The organism is Burkholderia sp. Ac-20365 (genome assembly GCF_017104715.1).
In the GTDB taxonomy this organism is placed as follows: Bacteria; Pseudomonadota; Gammaproteobacteria; order Burkholderiales; family Burkholderiaceae; genus Paraburkholderia.
The window spans coordinates 304,267-318,085 of sequence record NZ_JAAGPI010000008.1 but is presented as its reverse complement, the minus strand read 5'-3'; the positions used below and the strand labels follow the sequence as shown (position 1 = coordinate 318,085).

15 protein-coding genes and 2 pseudogenes are annotated in these 13,819 nt (G+C 61.9%); 8 read left to right on the top strand and 9 right to left on the bottom strand.

The window, feature by feature from the left end; genetic code table 11:
• Positions 1-43: 43 nt before the first annotated feature.
• The 3 genes and pseudogenes from flhC to G3O01_RS17545 form a co-directional block, all read right to left on the bottom strand.
• Positions 44-670 carry a flagellar transcriptional regulator FlhC gene (gene flhC / locus G3O01_RS17555; RefSeq protein WP_109484009.1) on the bottom strand — a complete coding sequence of 209 codons (627 nt, stop codon included), beginning with the start codon at positions 668-670 and terminating at the stop codon, positions 44-46.
• Positions 671-687: 17 nt separating this feature from the next.
• Complete coding sequence (flhD, locus tag G3O01_RS17550) at positions 688-1,008, bottom strand: flagellar transcriptional regulator FlhD (protein ID WP_205806393.1); 321 nt, start codon at positions 1,006-1,008, stop codon at positions 688-690.
• Between the two features lie 548 nt (positions 1,009-1,556).
• Positions 1,557-1,943, bottom strand: a pseudogene (locus G3O01_RS17545) (YeeE/YedE thiosulfate transporter family protein); the annotation flags it as partial.
• Here G3O01_RS17545 and G3O01_RS17540 point away from each other — a divergent pair.
• Positions 1,942-2,500 (top strand): annotated as a pseudogene (locus tag G3O01_RS17540) (TetR/AcrR family transcriptional regulator). The pseudogenes G3O01_RS17545 and G3O01_RS17540 sit on opposite strands and share 2 nt — an antisense overlap.
• Before the next feature lie 66 nt (positions 2,501-2,566).
• On the opposite strand, the gene G3O01_RS17535 reads toward G3O01_RS17540, so the two are convergent.
• The 3 genes from G3O01_RS17535 to G3O01_RS17525 all read right to left on the bottom strand — a co-directional run bounded on the left by G3O01_RS17535 (position 2,567) and on the right by G3O01_RS17525 (position 4,925).
• Entirely contained in the window at positions 2,567-3,382 is an 816-nt protein-coding gene (locus G3O01_RS17535) for a 2OG-Fe(II) oxygenase (protein ID WP_205806391.1), read from the bottom strand.
• A gap of 100 nt (positions 3,383-3,482) precedes the next feature.
• On the bottom strand, positions 3,483-4,010 hold the full coding sequence (locus G3O01_RS17530; RefSeq protein WP_205806390.1) for a GNAT family protein: 528 nt from the start codon (positions 4,008-4,010) through the stop codon (positions 3,483-3,485).
• A 9-nt stretch (positions 4,011-4,019) separates the two neighbouring features.
• A complete protein-coding gene (locus G3O01_RS17525; RefSeq protein ID WP_205806389.1) occupies positions 4,020-4,925 on the bottom strand; it encodes a helix-turn-helix transcriptional regulator in 906 nt (301 codons plus the stop codon).
• A 77-nt stretch (positions 4,926-5,002) separates the two neighbouring features.
• On the opposite strand from G3O01_RS17525, the gene G3O01_RS17520 reads away from it, so the two are divergent.
• The 5 genes from G3O01_RS17520 to G3O01_RS17500 all read left to right on the top strand — a co-directional run bounded on the left by G3O01_RS17520 (position 5,003) and on the right by G3O01_RS17500 (position 8,201).
• The gene (locus tag G3O01_RS17520) at positions 5,003-5,257 is read left to right on the top strand and encodes a hypothetical protein (RefSeq protein WP_205806388.1); all 255 of its coding nucleotides are present in this window, start codon (positions 5,003-5,005) and stop codon (positions 5,255-5,257) included.
• A gap of 196 nt (positions 5,258-5,453) precedes the next feature.
• The gene (locus tag G3O01_RS17515; protein WP_205806387.1) at positions 5,454-5,822 is read left to right on the top strand and encodes a nuclear transport factor 2 family protein; all 369 of its coding nucleotides are present in this window, start codon (positions 5,454-5,456) and stop codon (positions 5,820-5,822) included.
• Between the two features lie 43 nt (positions 5,823-5,865).
• Positions 5,866-6,105 (top strand): hypothetical protein, encoded by a 240-nt coding sequence (locus G3O01_RS17510; protein WP_205806386.1) that lies wholly within the window; start codon positions 5,866-5,868, stop codon positions 6,103-6,105.
• Between the two features lie 89 nt (positions 6,106-6,194).
• Positions 6,195-6,524 (top strand): hypothetical protein, encoded by a 330-nt coding sequence (locus tag G3O01_RS17505; protein ID WP_241024026.1) that lies wholly within the window; start codon positions 6,195-6,197, stop codon positions 6,522-6,524.
• Between the two features lie 114 nt (positions 6,525-6,638).
• A complete protein-coding gene (locus tag G3O01_RS17500) occupies positions 6,639-8,201 on the top strand; it encodes a tetratricopeptide repeat-containing glycosyltransferase family protein (protein WP_205806385.1) in 1,563 nt (520 codons plus the stop codon).
• A gap of 61 nt (positions 8,202-8,262) precedes the next feature.
• Here G3O01_RS17500 and G3O01_RS17495 read toward each other — a convergent pair whose 3' ends face one another.
• The 3 genes from G3O01_RS17495 to G3O01_RS17485 form a co-directional block, all read right to left on the bottom strand.
• Entirely contained in the window at positions 8,263-8,694 is a 432-nt protein-coding gene (locus G3O01_RS17495) for an Hsp20/alpha crystallin family protein (RefSeq protein WP_205806384.1), read from the bottom strand.
• A 14-nt stretch (positions 8,695-8,708) separates the two neighbouring features.
• Complete coding sequence (locus tag G3O01_RS17490) at positions 8,709-9,149, bottom strand: Hsp20/alpha crystallin family protein (RefSeq protein ID WP_205806383.1); 441 nt, start codon at positions 9,147-9,149, stop codon at positions 8,709-8,711.
• Positions 9,150-9,467: 318 nt separating this feature from the next.
• The gene (locus G3O01_RS17485; RefSeq protein WP_205806382.1) at positions 9,468-9,620 is read right to left on the bottom strand and encodes a hypothetical protein; all 153 of its coding nucleotides are present in this window, start codon (positions 9,618-9,620) and stop codon (positions 9,468-9,470) included.
• A 707-nt stretch (positions 9,621-10,327) separates the two neighbouring features.
• On the opposite strand from G3O01_RS17485, the gene deoC reads away from it, so the two are divergent.
• Positions 10,328-11,338 (top strand): deoxyribose-phosphate aldolase, encoded by a 1,011-nt coding sequence (gene deoC / locus G3O01_RS17480; protein WP_205806381.1) that lies wholly within the window; start codon positions 10,328-10,330, stop codon positions 11,336-11,338.
• Positions 11,339-11,351: 13 nt separating this feature from the next.
• The gene (locus tag G3O01_RS17475; protein WP_205806380.1) at positions 11,352-13,751 is read left to right on the top strand and encodes an aldehyde dehydrogenase family protein; all 2,400 of its coding nucleotides are present in this window, start codon (positions 11,352-11,354) and stop codon (positions 13,749-13,751) included.
• The last annotated feature ends 68 nt before the right edge of the window (positions 13,752-13,819 follow it).

Genomic DNA, 13,819 nt, shown 5'->3' with positions numbered 1-13,819 from the left:
CAAAATACTGCGTAGCTTCGGATGGACAGAGCGATGCGCGGCGCTAGGCCGCCAGCGCAGTTTCCTCGAGCATCTGTTCTTCGAGTACTTCGACTTCTTCCGCAACCTGCGGCACGGAAACGATTTCCTTCTCGGCATCGCGCTTCGCGGCGGCGGCCTTCTTCGTCTTGCCTGCGCGCGACGGCGGCTGGCACGCGCCGCACACGACGTTGTGCTGCAGGTCGTGCTTGTGCGCGACGAACTTGCCGCTGCAACGGCAGCAGGGCGTCAGTTGCAGGATGTCGGCGTCGAAGAAGCGCACCAGCGTCCATGCACGCGTCAGATCGAGCACCGGCTCGGTCTCGCTATGACGGCAATGTTCGAGATACAGACGATAACCCTTGGTCAGCGCGTCCAGATGCGAGCAGCGCGCTTCGTTCTTCAGGAACAGATACGTGTTGTAGAACAGCGAAGCGTGAATGTTCGCGAGCCACGTCATGTACCAGTCCGCCGAGAACGGCAGCATGCCCTTGGGCGGCGATACGCCCTTGACCTCGCGGTACAGGCGGATCATGCGGTCGCGCGACAGCGTCAGCTCGCTTTCGAGCACCTGCATGCGCGCGCCCAGTTCAATCAGCGCGATCGCGCGGAACACTTCCTGCGCGTCTTCGGTAAGGCTCTTTTTCAGCATGGCAGTCCTCTCCGGTTTTAAGCGAACTGCTCTGCGGGCTGTCCGGCCAGCAGGATCGCGGCATGCGTCGATGCCACTTCCGCGTGACGGGACGTGTGCGTCAACGCCGACAACATCGCGTGGTCGTTGAAGCGGAAAAAGCACAAAAGCTGATCGGAGCTGGCCAGCTTGACGATCTGCGCGAGCGACAGCCCGGCAAGAATATCAGCCAGCTCCGACGACAAGCCGAGACGGAACATGCCGATCGCCTTGTCCTCGCGCAACATACGTTGTGCGAGCATGATGTAAGACAAATTAATTTCGCGGATAGAATCCAGCGTCTCGCTGCTACGGTCCATTTTCTCTGTTTCCGAAGCCCCGAATTACTTATGTCGGCATTTTTTGCCGTTTTGGTCTTATGCCCCGCCGGACACTGTTGATTTCCGGCGTCAAGTTGGTGCACAGATACAACCAGCCAACCTTTGATACAAGCCGTTACATTTCGTAACAGCTTGGGCGGAATTGTATGAACACGATTTCCAGAAATCAATACCTTTCTCAAAAAAAAGATACGATAAAACAACACTGATTTCGGTAACTCTTTCATGGCGTCGTCATAATCGCCAGGCAGACGGAAAACGTTTGCAACGGGGTACCGGGAAACCCTTATAAAATAAGGGTTGACGCAATAGTTTCCGGTTTCCGCATGCGTGTTGGCTTATGCGAAAATCATATGAGTTCAGAAAGCCGGGAGAAAGAAAACAAAAAGCCGGCAGGTAAAAAATACGCCGCCGGTCAGGGAATCCGGGATAACCCGAGATGTAACGAAAAGGAGTTACAAACCGGTAGGGATTTGTAACTACTTCGGGCGAGGCTGTTACAGACCTGCCCGGAAGTTTGTAACGGGTCAGCGAACGATCTGGCGGATCGGTTCTACTTTCAGGCCGAAAAGGCGGCCGGCCGGGTGCCGGTTACATTTGCCGGCAAGCGCGGCCGCAAGCCACGTCCGGGCGTGCAGGCTGCCTGACACCATTCCGCTGAAATCCGCGCGGATGTTACAACCATAGGCCAGCCGGGCTCTGTAGCCGGGCGGCAGGCCGCCCACGACGGCGGTGACGAGCGGTCGCATGAGCATGCGTCGCGCGGGCGCGTAGCGGCCCGCAAGCGCGGCAGCAGCCATTGCGCCGCGGACGATGCCGGCCCCCATTACGCTCGTTACACCGCGTGTAACGGACGACGCGGGAGCGGCGGCGTTCGTGTGAGAACTCCAGTAAGGCCAACACGCGACGTCGATTCGACATGTCGGGCGGGCCCCGAAGGCGACTCACAAAATTGCGCAGGCTCACGGCTACGGAGGCTTGAATCTTCGGGCGATTGCGCAAGAGGTTGGCATCAAGGCCGGGAGCATTTATCACCATTTCCCGAGCAAGGCCGACCTTGCCGCCGCCGTCGCGAAGCGTTACTGGGAGGATGCGGCCGGGGCACTGGAGGAGATGTCGGCGAGGATTTCCGACCCGGTCGAGTGCCTGCGGAGATTCCCGGAAACGTTTCGTGTGGCGCTCGAGAATGACAACCGGATGTGTCTGGCGAGCTTCATGGCGGCCGAATACGACGATTTGCCCGAGGTCGTGAAGAACGAGGTTCAGGCATTTGCCGACGTCAACGTCGCGTGGCTTGGAAAGATGCTTGTGGCGGCAGGAGTCGTCAGTTCGAAGGACGCGAAGAAACGTGCACGCGCCATATTCGCGGCGGTGGCCGGTGCACAACTCATGGCGCGAAGCCGGTCGGACATCAAGCATCTTTGATGCGTTGATCGAGACGTATCGGACGGCCGGGCTGCTGCCCTCGTAGTCGTGTGAGCCACGGGCGAGCAGCGCGTCAGAAGCGCGTCAGAAGCGCGCCGCAAGGTAATCAAACCTACTTCGCGTCATGAAAGATCACGCCGAGCGTATGCCGATGCCCCGAACGCAGCCGGCTCACGCCGTGCCGCATGTTCACACGGTAGGCGCCGCGCGTCCCCTGCACGGGCCTGTGATGCACCGCGAACATCACGGCGTCGCCCTTGCGCAGCGGCACGACTTCCGCGCGCGATTGCATGCGCGGGCGCTGTTCTGTCAGCACGAACTCGCCGCCTGTGAAGTCCTTGCCGGGCTCGGAGAGCAGGATCGCGAGCTGGATCGGAAATACGTGTTCGCCGTACAGGTCCTGATGCAGACAGTTGAAATCGCCGGCTGCGTATTGAAGGATCAGCGGCGTCGGGCGCAATTGTCCCGCCTGATGACAGCGTCGCAGAAAATCAGCGTGTATCGGAGGAAAGCGCACGTCGATGCGCATCGTCTCGTTCCATGAGTTCGCGAGCGGCGCGAGATGCGGATAGACAGCCGTGCGCAACGCGCCGACCACATCGGGCAGCGGATAGTCGAAGTACTTGTACTCGCCGCGCCCGAAGCCATGCCGCGCCATCACGACGCGGCTGCGGTACAGATCGTCGCGCGGGTAGAGCGCGCTCAGCGCGTTGCATTCTTCGGCGTTCAGCAAGCCTGTCAGCAATGCGCAGCCGTGTGCGTCCAGTTCGGAGGCGGCGCGCGACCAGTCGATTGCATCGACACGTTCAGCGATGGCTTGCGGCGAGGCAATCACGGGCGTTGACTCGCGCCGGCCTTTGCGCGGGTTGTGCGGTTGTTCTTCCCTGTCGAACAGGCCAGCTTGCGTGTCGAGTGCGGAATCTTGCATGAGCGGCTCCGTAGCGGCGTTTGCGTTTTCGATGCAGCCCAGTCTACGCAGCCTCTGGCGCCCGCACACTCCGGGAGTTGCTCTTCAATTCGCCGAAGGCTCAGATAAACCGCACCATCAGATCGGCGCCGTGAAATACGCCGTCGATGCACATCGCATCCGGCTCCGTTCCATACACGCGAAACCCGAGCGATTCATACAACGCGCGAGCCGAGCCGTTCCCGTTCGTGACGAGCAACCCAACTTGCCGCAAGCCGTCGACTCGCGCAGCGTGCGCGAGCAACTCCGTCAGCAGCGCCCGTCCGACGCCGCGCCCGGCTGCCTCGTCGGCGACGTACATGCCGATCACATGGCCCTTGTGGCGTTCCTTGTGCCGCGTCTCGCGCATCAGCCCGACAGTGCCGACCAAAGCCCCATCCGTCGATGAAAATGCGCCGAGCAGGACGTTGCCAATTGCGGCATGCGTGCCGCTGAGCATCGCATCATGTTGCGACGGGCCGCGCTCGACGGCCTCTTCATAGCTTTGCCCGAACGCGGCGGGATGGGTTTTCAGGCCGCGCAAACGCAGCGCGAAAAACGCGTCGCGGTCGGCGAGTTCGAGTGTGCGGATCAGGATGTCTTCAGCCATGCGCGGCCCTCAGTTGTTCGCGCCGGCCGACGCCGCGCTTGTGTCCGCGAACTTGCGCAAGGCATCGGCGGTTTGCGGATCGGCGGGGAAGAACGCTTCGATCGCGAGTTCCGAGAGCGTCACGTCGATAGGCGTGCCGAACACGGTCGTCGTGCTGAAGAACGACAGCACGCCGAGTTCGGTGCGCAGGCGCAGCGGCACCGCGATCTGGTCGAGCGGCGACGCGTGGCTGTCGTCGGCGGGATCGGCGTCGGGCGGCGTCGGATACGCGGCGAGCTCGTCGTAGAGCGCGGCGAGCGTCGGGTCCGCGCTGACGTCGACCTGGCGCTGCAGGCGCGAGAGCAGATGCGCACGCCACGCATGCCAGTTGGCGATCTGCGACGCGATGCCGTCGGGGTGCATCGACAGCCGCAGCGCGTTGACGGGCGCTTCCAGTAACGCAGGCTTTGCTGCTTTCAGCAGCGGCGCCAGCGCGTTGTTCGCGGCGACGATCGTCCAGTGCCGGTCGATGGCGACGGCGGGATACGGTTCGTGGCCTTTGAGCACGAGATCGACGGCCGCGCGTGCCGCATCCAGTTGCGGATCGCTCAACTGACGCTCGCGATAAAGCGGCGCATAGCCCGCCGCGACGAGCAGCGCGTTGCGCGCCCGCAGCGGCACCTCGAGCCGTTCGGCCAGATGCATGACCATCTCGCGGCTCGGCAGCGCGCGGCCCGATTCGACGAAGCTCAGATGGCGCGTCGAAATCTCGGCTTCGGAGGCGAGCAGCAACTGGCTCATCCGGCGCCGCTGCCGCCATTCGCGCAGCATGTCGCCGACCGTGCGGCTCATCGAAGGGGCGCCCGAGGGCGCGGACAAGGTGGCAGTGAGCGTGTTCATGGCGTCGATGATAGCCAAACCTCGCCGCGATTCCATTACCTCGGAGGTAAAGCAACGCGCCACGGCCAAACGCGCTCATACTGAAGACCCTTGCGACCGTTCCGGAGGCGAACATGTGGGACAAGATCGAGCACAACGGCCAGGAAGTCTGGGTGCTTCCTGTCACGGCCTACGGGCCGCCCGTGCCGGAGACCTTGTGGCACTACATCGGCTACGTGTGCCATCACGGCGCCGACGCGCATATCGAAGGGAAAAGCCGCCGCTTCCAGCAACTTGTCGCGACGTTCCATAGCGAAGAGGAGGCGCGCGAAGCGGGCTATGACGAAGGCCGGCGCCTCGCCGATCAGATCAGCACCGCGAAGGCGTAGCACGCACTTCGCGAAGCGACTCCGCCTACCTTTTTCTCCGGCACGCGCGTTCGCTGAGCGCGCGCGTGCTGCCGGATCATTACCTCCCGCGTAATCGACCCGCAGACGTTCATCGACGAATCTTCAGTCCGAGGCCGCCGCAAACACGCAGTACGCGGCGGACATCTCGACCATCCACTCACTGAAGGAGTCCGCGATGAACGCGCATACCGCACTGATCGGCCGTTACTTCGACGCCTGGAACGAGACGGACGCCGGCCGCCGCCGCGAACTGATCTCGGCGACCTGGGCGAACGACGCTGCCTATCTCGATCCGCTTCTGTCCGGCAGCGGACATGACGGCATCGACGCGATGATCCGCGCCGTCCATGAACGCTTTCCGCATCACACGTTTCGCCGCACGACGGACGTCGACGGCTTCGCAAACCGCCTGCGCTTTTCGTGGGAACTGCTGACGCCGTCGGGCGCTGCGATCGTCAAGGGTTCCGACTTCGGCGTGATCGATACGCGCGGGCGGCTGCAATCCGTCACGGGCTTTCTCGACGAAGCGCCGGGCGCCGCCTGACGCATCGCCAGCGATCCCACATACGAGGATAAGGAGAACCATCATGCATGAGCCCGCCGTCGCGCTGAACGCTGCCGCGTACGCACGCGTGCAGGACGCAATCGATATGGCTTCGGGCGCTATCGCCGGATTCGCGCTGCTGGCAGGCGCCCGCGCGTTCACGTTCATCGCGCTCGTCGCGTGGCGTGAACCCGTGCTCGGCGGCGCGGGGCTCATGCTGCTCGCGCTGGTCGGCTGGATCAGGTGTTGTTTGTGTCCGAATGTGTCATCGAACAACCGTTGACGTGCGCGTTCGTCGTGACTAAAGTGCTGCGCAAAGCGTAATGCAGATGTCAGATTCGAATATCAACAAGACTTCGGGGAACGCAAACCATGCAGACGACGAACAACATCGGCACGATGGGCACGGGCAGCACGAATAGCGTGCCTGGTAGCAGCGCCGGCGCGCAGGCGGGCAACAAGCCGAGTTTCAAGGAACTGCTCGATCAGCTGACCGATTACACGAAAGGTTCGACGGGCGAGCGGATCGAGAAAATGATCCTCGCGAAACTCGGCATCACGGAAGAAGATCTGAAGAACATGCCGCCTGACGAGCGTGAAAAGGTCATACAGAAAGTCCGCGAAATGATCAGGAAGGAGCTCGACGCGCAGAAGCAGCTCGAGGAAATGCAGAAAGACCGCAAGATCCGCGTGTCAGTTTGATGACGCGGCGCGGGACGGCATGACAGTAGCGGAACGGAAACAGGGTGAGGGCTCGCGTACAATCGGTTCCTCCTTCTCCGGGCGCGACGCGGCGTTGCGCCGATCCGCTGCATCATGAATCACGATATCGCCCAAACCCTCGCTGACGCGCAGCAGAAGTTCACTGCCGGCCAATACGTCGACGCGGCCGTGTTGTTGCACGGCATCCTGTCGATCGATCCCAACCACAACGAAGCACTCGAAGCACTCGGCTACGTCGCGGCGAAGCAGGGCGATTACGCGCGCGCTGCCGACTATGCGATGCGCGCGGCGCAGCCCGCATCGACGAACCCGCAGCAGCTTCATTTCGCTGCGCACATCTGTCAGCTTGCAGCGCGTCATACGGATGCTGTCGCGCTGTACGAGCGTGTATTTGCCTCGTATCCCGATCATGCGGAATCGCTGCATGGCGTGGCGATGTCACTCGTTGCGACGGGCAATCACGAACGCGCGCTGCAATATCTCGCGCGGCTCGCACAGCGCTATCCGCAATCGGCCGAGGTTCATTACAACCGCGGCACGCTGCTCGGTCAGATGGAGCGCTATGACGAAGAACTCGCGGCGTACCGCCAGGCAATCGCGCTCAAGCCGAATTTCGTGCGTGCATACGTGAATCTGGGCGTTGCGTTGCGCGACCTGCATCGCTTCGACGCAGCGTTGCAGCAGTTCAAGAAGGCAATATCGATCGATGCGAACGACGCCGGCGCACGGACCAACCGCGCGCAGACCAACCTGCTGCTAGGCGAATTCGAGCATGGCTGGCGCGAGTACGAATGGCGCTGGCTGGACGGCACGATGAGTCACGGCTTGCCGGACGCGACGCTGTGGACGGGCAAGCAGACGCTTGCTGGCAAGACGGTACTCGTGCATGGCGAGCAGGGTTTCGGCGACACGGTGCAGTTCATTCGCTTTGTCGGACGTTTGAGCGCGATGGGTGCGCGCGTGGTCGTGCGGGTTCAGGATGCGTTGCTGCCGCTGCTGCGCGATTATCCCGGTGCGGCTGAAGTGATCGGCGACACTGCGCCGTTGCCTGCATTCGACTATCACATTCCAATGCTCAGTCTTGCGTTTGCGCTCAAGGTGCGCGAGGCGGACCTGCGTGTCGAAAGCCCTTATTTGCAGGTGGATTCGCAATGGCTTGCGCAATGGGCGGATGTGTTCGCGCAAGACGATACGCGGCCGCGTGTTGGCATTGTATGGTCGGGTAGCCGCACGCATCTGAACGACCACAATCGTTCGATACCGCTTGCGCAGTGCATGTCGTTGTTCGACGCGAATGTGCAGTTCGTGTCGCTGGTGAAAGATGTGCGCGAAGGCGATCGCGCGTTAGTCGATGAGCTGATGACGCGTGGTGTATTGCGTGATGTGTCCGGGCGATTGAACACGTTCGCCGAAACAGCCGCGCTGATCGCGCAACTCGATCTGGTCATTACCGTCGATACCGCCGTCGCGCACCTTGCCGGCGCGCTCGGCAAGCCGGTGTGGATCGCGCTGCCGTTCACGCCCGACTGGCGCTGGCAACTGAAGCGCGACGACAGTCCGTGGTATCAGTACATGCGTCTGTTCCGTCAGTCGAAGCGCAATGACTGGAGCGACGTCATAAAGAACTTGCGAAGCGCGCTGGATCAACTGAATTAGCGCGGACAAAAAAAGAGCACGCCGCAATCACGGGTGCTCTTTTTTCACATTGAACAAACGCTTAGCCGAGTTTCACTTCGACTCGCCGCGGCTGCGCCTGTTCGCGTCGCGGAATGACGAGCTTGAGCACGCCATCCTTCAGGTTCGCTTCGATCTTCGACGTATCGAAGTCGTCGCTGATCGTAAATCGTCGCGCAAAGAACGGTGCACGCACTTCGGCATGCGAGAACCGTACCGCAGATGGCGCGGGCAACGCCGATTCGCCTTCGATCGACAGGCTGCCGTCATGCACGCGAATGTCGAGTTTCTCTTTCGACACGCCGGGCAGATCCGCCCATAGCGTCACTGCCTTGCTGTCTTCGACGATATCGACGGGCGGCGTGAGGGTCACGCGGCGTTCCTGTTCGCGCGCGCTATTGCGGCTTGCTGCGCTGCTCGCTGTGCTGCTCGCTGTGCTGTCTCCGCGCTGGGTCACTTGAGTATTGTCGCTCATGATTTCACCTCGAATTATTGAACCGTGATTGCGCGCGGCTTCGACGCTTCGCGCTTGCCGACCGTGATCAGCAGAAGGCCGTCTACGTAGCGTGCCTGTACGTTGTCGGGATCGGCCTGTTGCGGCAGTTCGACGACGCGGCGGAACGGTCCGTTGAAACGCTCCTGCGCATAGGCGCGTGCGCCTTCGTCACGCGCTGGGCGAGCAGCGGCGCGCTCGCCGGCGATGGTCAGCAGACCTTTGTCGATCGATAGTTCAAGCTTCGCTGGATCGATGCCGGGTGCGAACGCGACGATTTCGATCGTGTTTTCGGTGCTGCCGATATTGAGGTTCGGGAACGCGCCCGAACGGCTCGAACGCAGGCTCGAAGGGAAGCCGCCGAACGCACCCGACACGTGCCGCTGCAAGCGGTCGAGTTCGCTGAACAGGTCGGTGCCGAAATAGAAGTCACTCATGGTCGCTCTCTCCTCTGAGCGGCGAAGCGCGCCGGCCTGAGTATGCCGATGTGCCCGTCGTGCCGCGACAAACGAAGTGGATATATGCAGAGCCGATAGGTTGGTGCGGCTGCTGCGCTGATGTGTCGATAGATAGGAAGCCTGTGGAAACTTTCAAGTGCCGATTTTGCAAAAAATGGGCTGTTGAAAAGGGGTTGCGGTGCCCGCAAATGGCGTTTTGGTTTTTGGTTTTTGGTTTTTTGTTTTGCTTGCGCTTGTGCGCTGGCATCCGCGTTTTGTCTTGCCCGCTTCACGCGTTGCCCCTGTGCGGGGCGGCACCTACTTTTCTTTGCCGCGGCAAAGAAAAGTAGGCAAAAGAAAGCCGCTCAACACCGCCAGTTCTTGTAGTTGCCCACGGGCCCCCAACGCCCCCGTCCTGTTCGCGGCATCGCTCTTCTCAACGCCCGCTGCCAACGCTTCGAATTGGCTCATCACCCGCTTCCCGCTCCCGCGTCGCCACATGCGCGATCAATTTGCCTACGTTCTATAGCGGCAAACTGTGTGTAGGCTGTCGCGGCGCACACGTATTCACTCCGGACTGAAAAGCAGGATCGGTGTCGTAGGAGCGCCTGGGTGTGAAGCACTACGACCTACACACAGTTTGCCACCTGGGCGGCCGTAACCATTCGCTGCCCCTAGCTACGCTACGGGTGATTCAAATGGGTGAGGCGCTTATTCCGGGCGCCGGCAGCGGGCGGTGACTGAGAAGTTACCGTGTGAAGTGGAGGAACTGTTGGGGGCCCTCAGGCGGAGGTCAAGAACGGGCGGTGTTAGCCCGCTTTCTTTGCTTACTTTCTTTGCGGCGGCAAAGAAAGTAAGTGCCGCCCCGCACAGGGGCAACGCCTGAAGCAGGCAAAACATCACGCGGATGCCAGCAAAAACACAAGCAAACCAAACCAGCGTCACGAGACAAATCAGAAGCACACCATCACACCCCTGGTGAAAACACCAATCCCTGCTGTCGGCACCGACAAAACCCTTACCTGGCAAGGCCTCAACCGGCATATTCAGGCGCAAGCGCAAGCGTGAAATCTGGAAACAATCATAACGACACTTGTTAGAATTCTATCAACCGATGTAGGATGGCTGCAAATAAACCATCAGCCGTTGTTGTGCATCGCACAAACCAGTGGACGTCTATGCCTGAAGCTCCTACGCAGTCTTCGTCGGTGGTCGCGCTGCGGCGCGCAGCCCACATTCATCCCGCCCGCAATCCGGGCGTGCCTTTCGATCTCGCATGGCTCGATGGCCTGCGTGTGAACCAGTCGGCTGTCGAAAGGCGCACCGCGACCATCGGCACGCGACGCACCGTCAAGAAGGATGCGCAGGCCGCGTGGCTGCTTAAAGCCGTCACCTGCATCGACCTGACGACGCTCAATGGCGACGACACGGAAGGCCGTGTGCGGCGTCTGTGTGCGAAAGCGCGTCAGCCGGTACGCGCCGACATCCTCGCCGCGCTCGGCGTGCCGCCGCATAGCATCACGACAGGCGCCGTGTGCGTGTATCACCGCTTCGTCGCGGCCGCCGTCGATGCACTCGCCGGCAGCGGCATTCCCGTTGCAGCGGTATCGACGGGTTTCCCGGCTGGCCTGATTCCGCATCCGCTGAAACTGAAGGAAATCGAAGCATCGGTGGCGGACGGCGCGCAGGAAATCGACATCGTCGTCACCCGTGAGCATGTCCTGACGGGCAACTGGCAGGCGCTCTACGACGAAGTGCGTGACTTCCGCGCAGCATGCGGCGAAGCGCATCTGAAAGCGATCCTCGCGACGGGCGATATTCAAACGCTGTCGAACGTTGCGCGCGCATCGATGATCTGCATGATGGCAGGCGCCGATTTCATCAAGACGTCGACGGGCAAGGAAGGCGTGAACGCGACGCTCGACGTGTCGCTCGTGATGGCGCGCATGATCCGCGAATACCACGCGCGCACGGGCATGCTGATCGGTTTCAAGCCGGCGGGCGGCGTGTCGAACGCAAAGACCGCGCTGTCGTTTCAGATCCTGATGAAAGAAGAACTGGGCCGCGCGTGGCTCGAACCCGAACTGTTCCGCTTCGGCGCGTCCAGTCTTCTCGCCGATATCGAACGCCAGCTCGAATACTATGCGACTGGCCGTTATTCCGCCTTCAACCGTCACCCTGTTGCCTGAGCAGACCGATCCCATGAGCGTAGCCGAGTATTTTTCATCGATGGAGTACGGTCCCGCACCCGAGGACGATCAACCCGCGCGTGCATGGCTCGCGCAGCATGACGCGACGTTCGGCCATTTCATCGACGGTGGATGGCGCGCGCCCGCAGCGGGCGAGCGTTTCGCATCGCATGAACCCGCGACGGGCGAACTGCTCGCGCACATTTCACAAGGCGATGCCGCTGACGTCGATGCCGCCGTCGCCGCAGCGCGCGCCGCGCAGCCGGGCTGGCTGGCATTGGGCGGCGCCGGGCGCGCACGTCATCTGTATGCGCTGTCGCGCATGGTGCAACGTCACAGCCGACTCTTTGCCGTGCTCGAAGCACTCGATAACGGCAAGCCCATCCGCGAAACGCGCGACATCGATATCCCCCTTGTAGCAAGGCACTTTCTGCATCACGCAGGCTGGGCGCAGCTGCAGGACAGCGAGTTCAAGGACTTCGCGCCGCTCGGTGTGATCGGCCAGATCGTGCCTTGGAATTTCCCATTGCTGATGCTCGCGTGGAAGATCGCGCCTGCTATCGCAACAGGTAACTGCGTCGTGCTGAAGCCGGCCGAATACACACCGCTCACGGCGCTGCTGTTCGCGGAACTGGCGCATCGCGCGGGCCTGCCCAAAGGCGTGCTGAACGTCGTCACGGGCGACGGGCGCACGGGCGCCGCGCTCGTCGAACATTGGGGCGTCGACAAGATCGCCTTCACCGGCTCGACGGAAGTGGGCCGCCAGATTCGCGCGGCGACGGCAGGCACGGGCAAATCGCTGACACTGGAACTGGGTGGCAAGTCACCGTTCATCGTGTTCGACGATGCCGACCTCGACGGTGCAGTCGAAGGCGTCGTCGACGCGATCTGGTTCAATCAGGGCCAGGTGTGCTGCGCAGGCTCGCGTCTGCTGGTGCAGGAAGGCGTCGCGGCGCGCTTCATCGACAAGCTCAAGCGTCGCATGGCGACGCTGCGCGTTGGCCCGTCGCTGGACAAGAGCATCGATATCGGCGCGATCGTCGACAAGGTGCAGCTGGAGCGCATCGAATCGCTCGTCGAAGCGGGGCGCCTCGAAGGTTGCGAGATTTATCAGTCGACGCAAACGACGGTGCCCGCCGACGGCTGCTTCTATCCGCCGACGCTCGTCACAGGCGTAGCGCCCGCGTCGACGCTTGCGCAGGAAGAAATTTTCGGCCCCGTGCTCGTAACGATGACGTTCCGCACGCCCGACGAAGCCGTTGCGCTCGCTAACAACACGCGTTATGGCCTTGCCGCGAGCATCTGGAGTGAGACGATCGGCCGCGCGCTCGATATCGCGCCGCGCCTTGCAAGCGGCGTGGTGTGGGTCAACGCGACGAATCTGTTCGATGCCGCAGTCGGTTTCGGCGGCTATCGCGAGTCGGGTTATGGACGCGAAGGCGGCCGCGAAGGCATCTACGAATACGTGAAGCCGAAGGCATGGCTCGAACTCGAAGAGCGCCGCCCGGTGCATCGTGTGACGGATGCGTCGACGCAGACACAAGACGCGCCGCAAGGTGCCGATGTATTTGCAATCGACCGCACCGCGAAGCTCTTTATCGGCGGCAAGCAGGCGCGGCCGGATAGCGGCTACACGCTGCCCGTTTATGGCGCCGATGGCACCGTCGTCGGCGAAGTGGGCGAGGGCAATCGCAAGGACATCCGCAATGCCGTCGCGGCGGCGCGCGGCGCGCAGAAGTGGTCGCAGGCTACTACGCACAACCGTGCGCAGGTGATCTATTACCTCGCTGAAAATCTCGCGGTGCGCGCGCATGAATTCGCGCATCAACTGGTTCGACGCACGGGCGTCAGCGAGACGCAAGCGCGCCGCGAAGTGGATGCATCGGTGACGCGTCTCTTCACGTACGCTGCATGGGCCGACAAGTTCGACGGCGCGGTGCATACGCCGCCGCTGCGCGGCGTCGCGCTCGCGATGAACGAGCCGCTCGGCGTGATCGGCATTGCGTGCCCCGACGAAGCGCCGCTCCTGTCTTTCATTTCGCTGATTGCCCCTGCACTGGCGATGGGCAATCGTGTTGTAGTGTTGCCGAGTTCGTCGAGTCCGCTTACAGTGACCGACTTCTATCAGGTGGTCGAGACGTCGGATGTGCCCGCGGGCGTGCTCAACATCGTCACGGGCGAACGCGGTGCATTGCTGCCCGCGCTCGCGAAGCACGACGATGTCGATGCGCTCTGGTGCTTCGGCTCCGCGAAGGATTCGGCGCTGGCCGAACGCGAGTCGGTGGGCAATCTGAAGCGCACCTTCGTCGACCATGGCCGCGCATTCGACTGGTTCGACCCGTCGAGCGAAGGCCCGGCGTTCCTGCGCCAGGCAACACAAGTCAAGAACATCTGGATACCGTACGGCGACTGATCGCTTTCTGATCGCCTGACAGGGCATGACAGAACGATAGCGCGCCAACCGAATAACGGAGGAGACAA

Excerpts from the sequence above, each read along its gene's own strand:
- G3O01_RS17525 (WP_205806389.1), bottom strand. The coding sequence starts at position 4,925 with ATGGAATCGCGGCGAGGTTTGGCTATCATCGACGCCATGAACACGCTC.
- G3O01_RS17515 (WP_205806387.1), top strand. The coding sequence starts at position 5,454 with ATGAACGCGCATACCGCACTGATCGGCCGTTACTTCGACGCCTGGAAC.
- G3O01_RS17500 (WP_205806385.1), top strand. The coding sequence starts at position 6,639 with ATGAATCACGATATCGCCCAAACCCTCGCTGACGCGCAGCAGAAGTTC.
- G3O01_RS17535 (WP_205806391.1), bottom strand. The coding sequence starts at position 3,382 with ATGCAAGATTCCGCACTCGACACGCAAGCTGGCCTGTTCGACAGGGAA.
- G3O01_RS17520 (WP_205806388.1), top strand. The coding sequence starts at position 5,003 with ATGTGGGACAAGATCGAGCACAACGGCCAGGAAGTCTGGGTGCTTCCT.
- G3O01_RS17530 (WP_205806390.1), bottom strand. The coding sequence starts at position 4,010 with ATGGCTGAAGACATCCTGATCCGCACACTCGAACTCGCCGACCGCGAC.
- G3O01_RS17505 (WP_241024026.1), top strand. The coding sequence starts at position 6,195 with ATGCAGACGACGAACAACATCGGCACGATGGGCACGGGCAGCACGAAT.
- G3O01_RS17510 (WP_205806386.1), top strand. The coding sequence starts at position 5,866 with ATGCATGAGCCCGCCGTCGCGCTGAACGCTGCCGCGTACGCACGCGTG.
- deoC (WP_205806381.1), top strand. The coding sequence starts at position 10,328 with ATGCCTGAAGCTCCTACGCAGTCTTCGTCGGTGGTCGCGCTGCGGCGC.
- G3O01_RS17475 (WP_205806380.1), top strand. The coding sequence starts at position 11,352 with ATGAGCGTAGCCGAGTATTTTTCATCGATGGAGTACGGTCCCGCACCC.
- G3O01_RS17490 (WP_205806383.1), bottom strand. The coding sequence starts at position 9,149 with ATGAGTGACTTCTATTTCGGCACCGACCTGTTCAGCGAACTCGACCGC.
- flhC (WP_109484009.1), bottom strand. The coding sequence starts at position 670 with ATGCTGAAAAAGAGCCTTACCGAAGACGCGCAGGAAGTGTTCCGCGCG.
- flhD (WP_205806393.1), bottom strand. The coding sequence starts at position 1,008 with ATGGACCGTAGCAGCGAGACGCTGGATTCTATCCGCGAAATTAATTTG.
- G3O01_RS17495 (WP_205806384.1), bottom strand. The coding sequence starts at position 8,694 with ATGAGCGACAATACTCAAGTGACCCAGCGCGGAGACAGCACAGCGAGC.
- G3O01_RS17485 (WP_205806382.1), bottom strand. The coding sequence starts at position 9,620 with ATGAGCCAATTCGAAGCGTTGGCAGCGGGCGTTGAGAAGAGCGATGCC.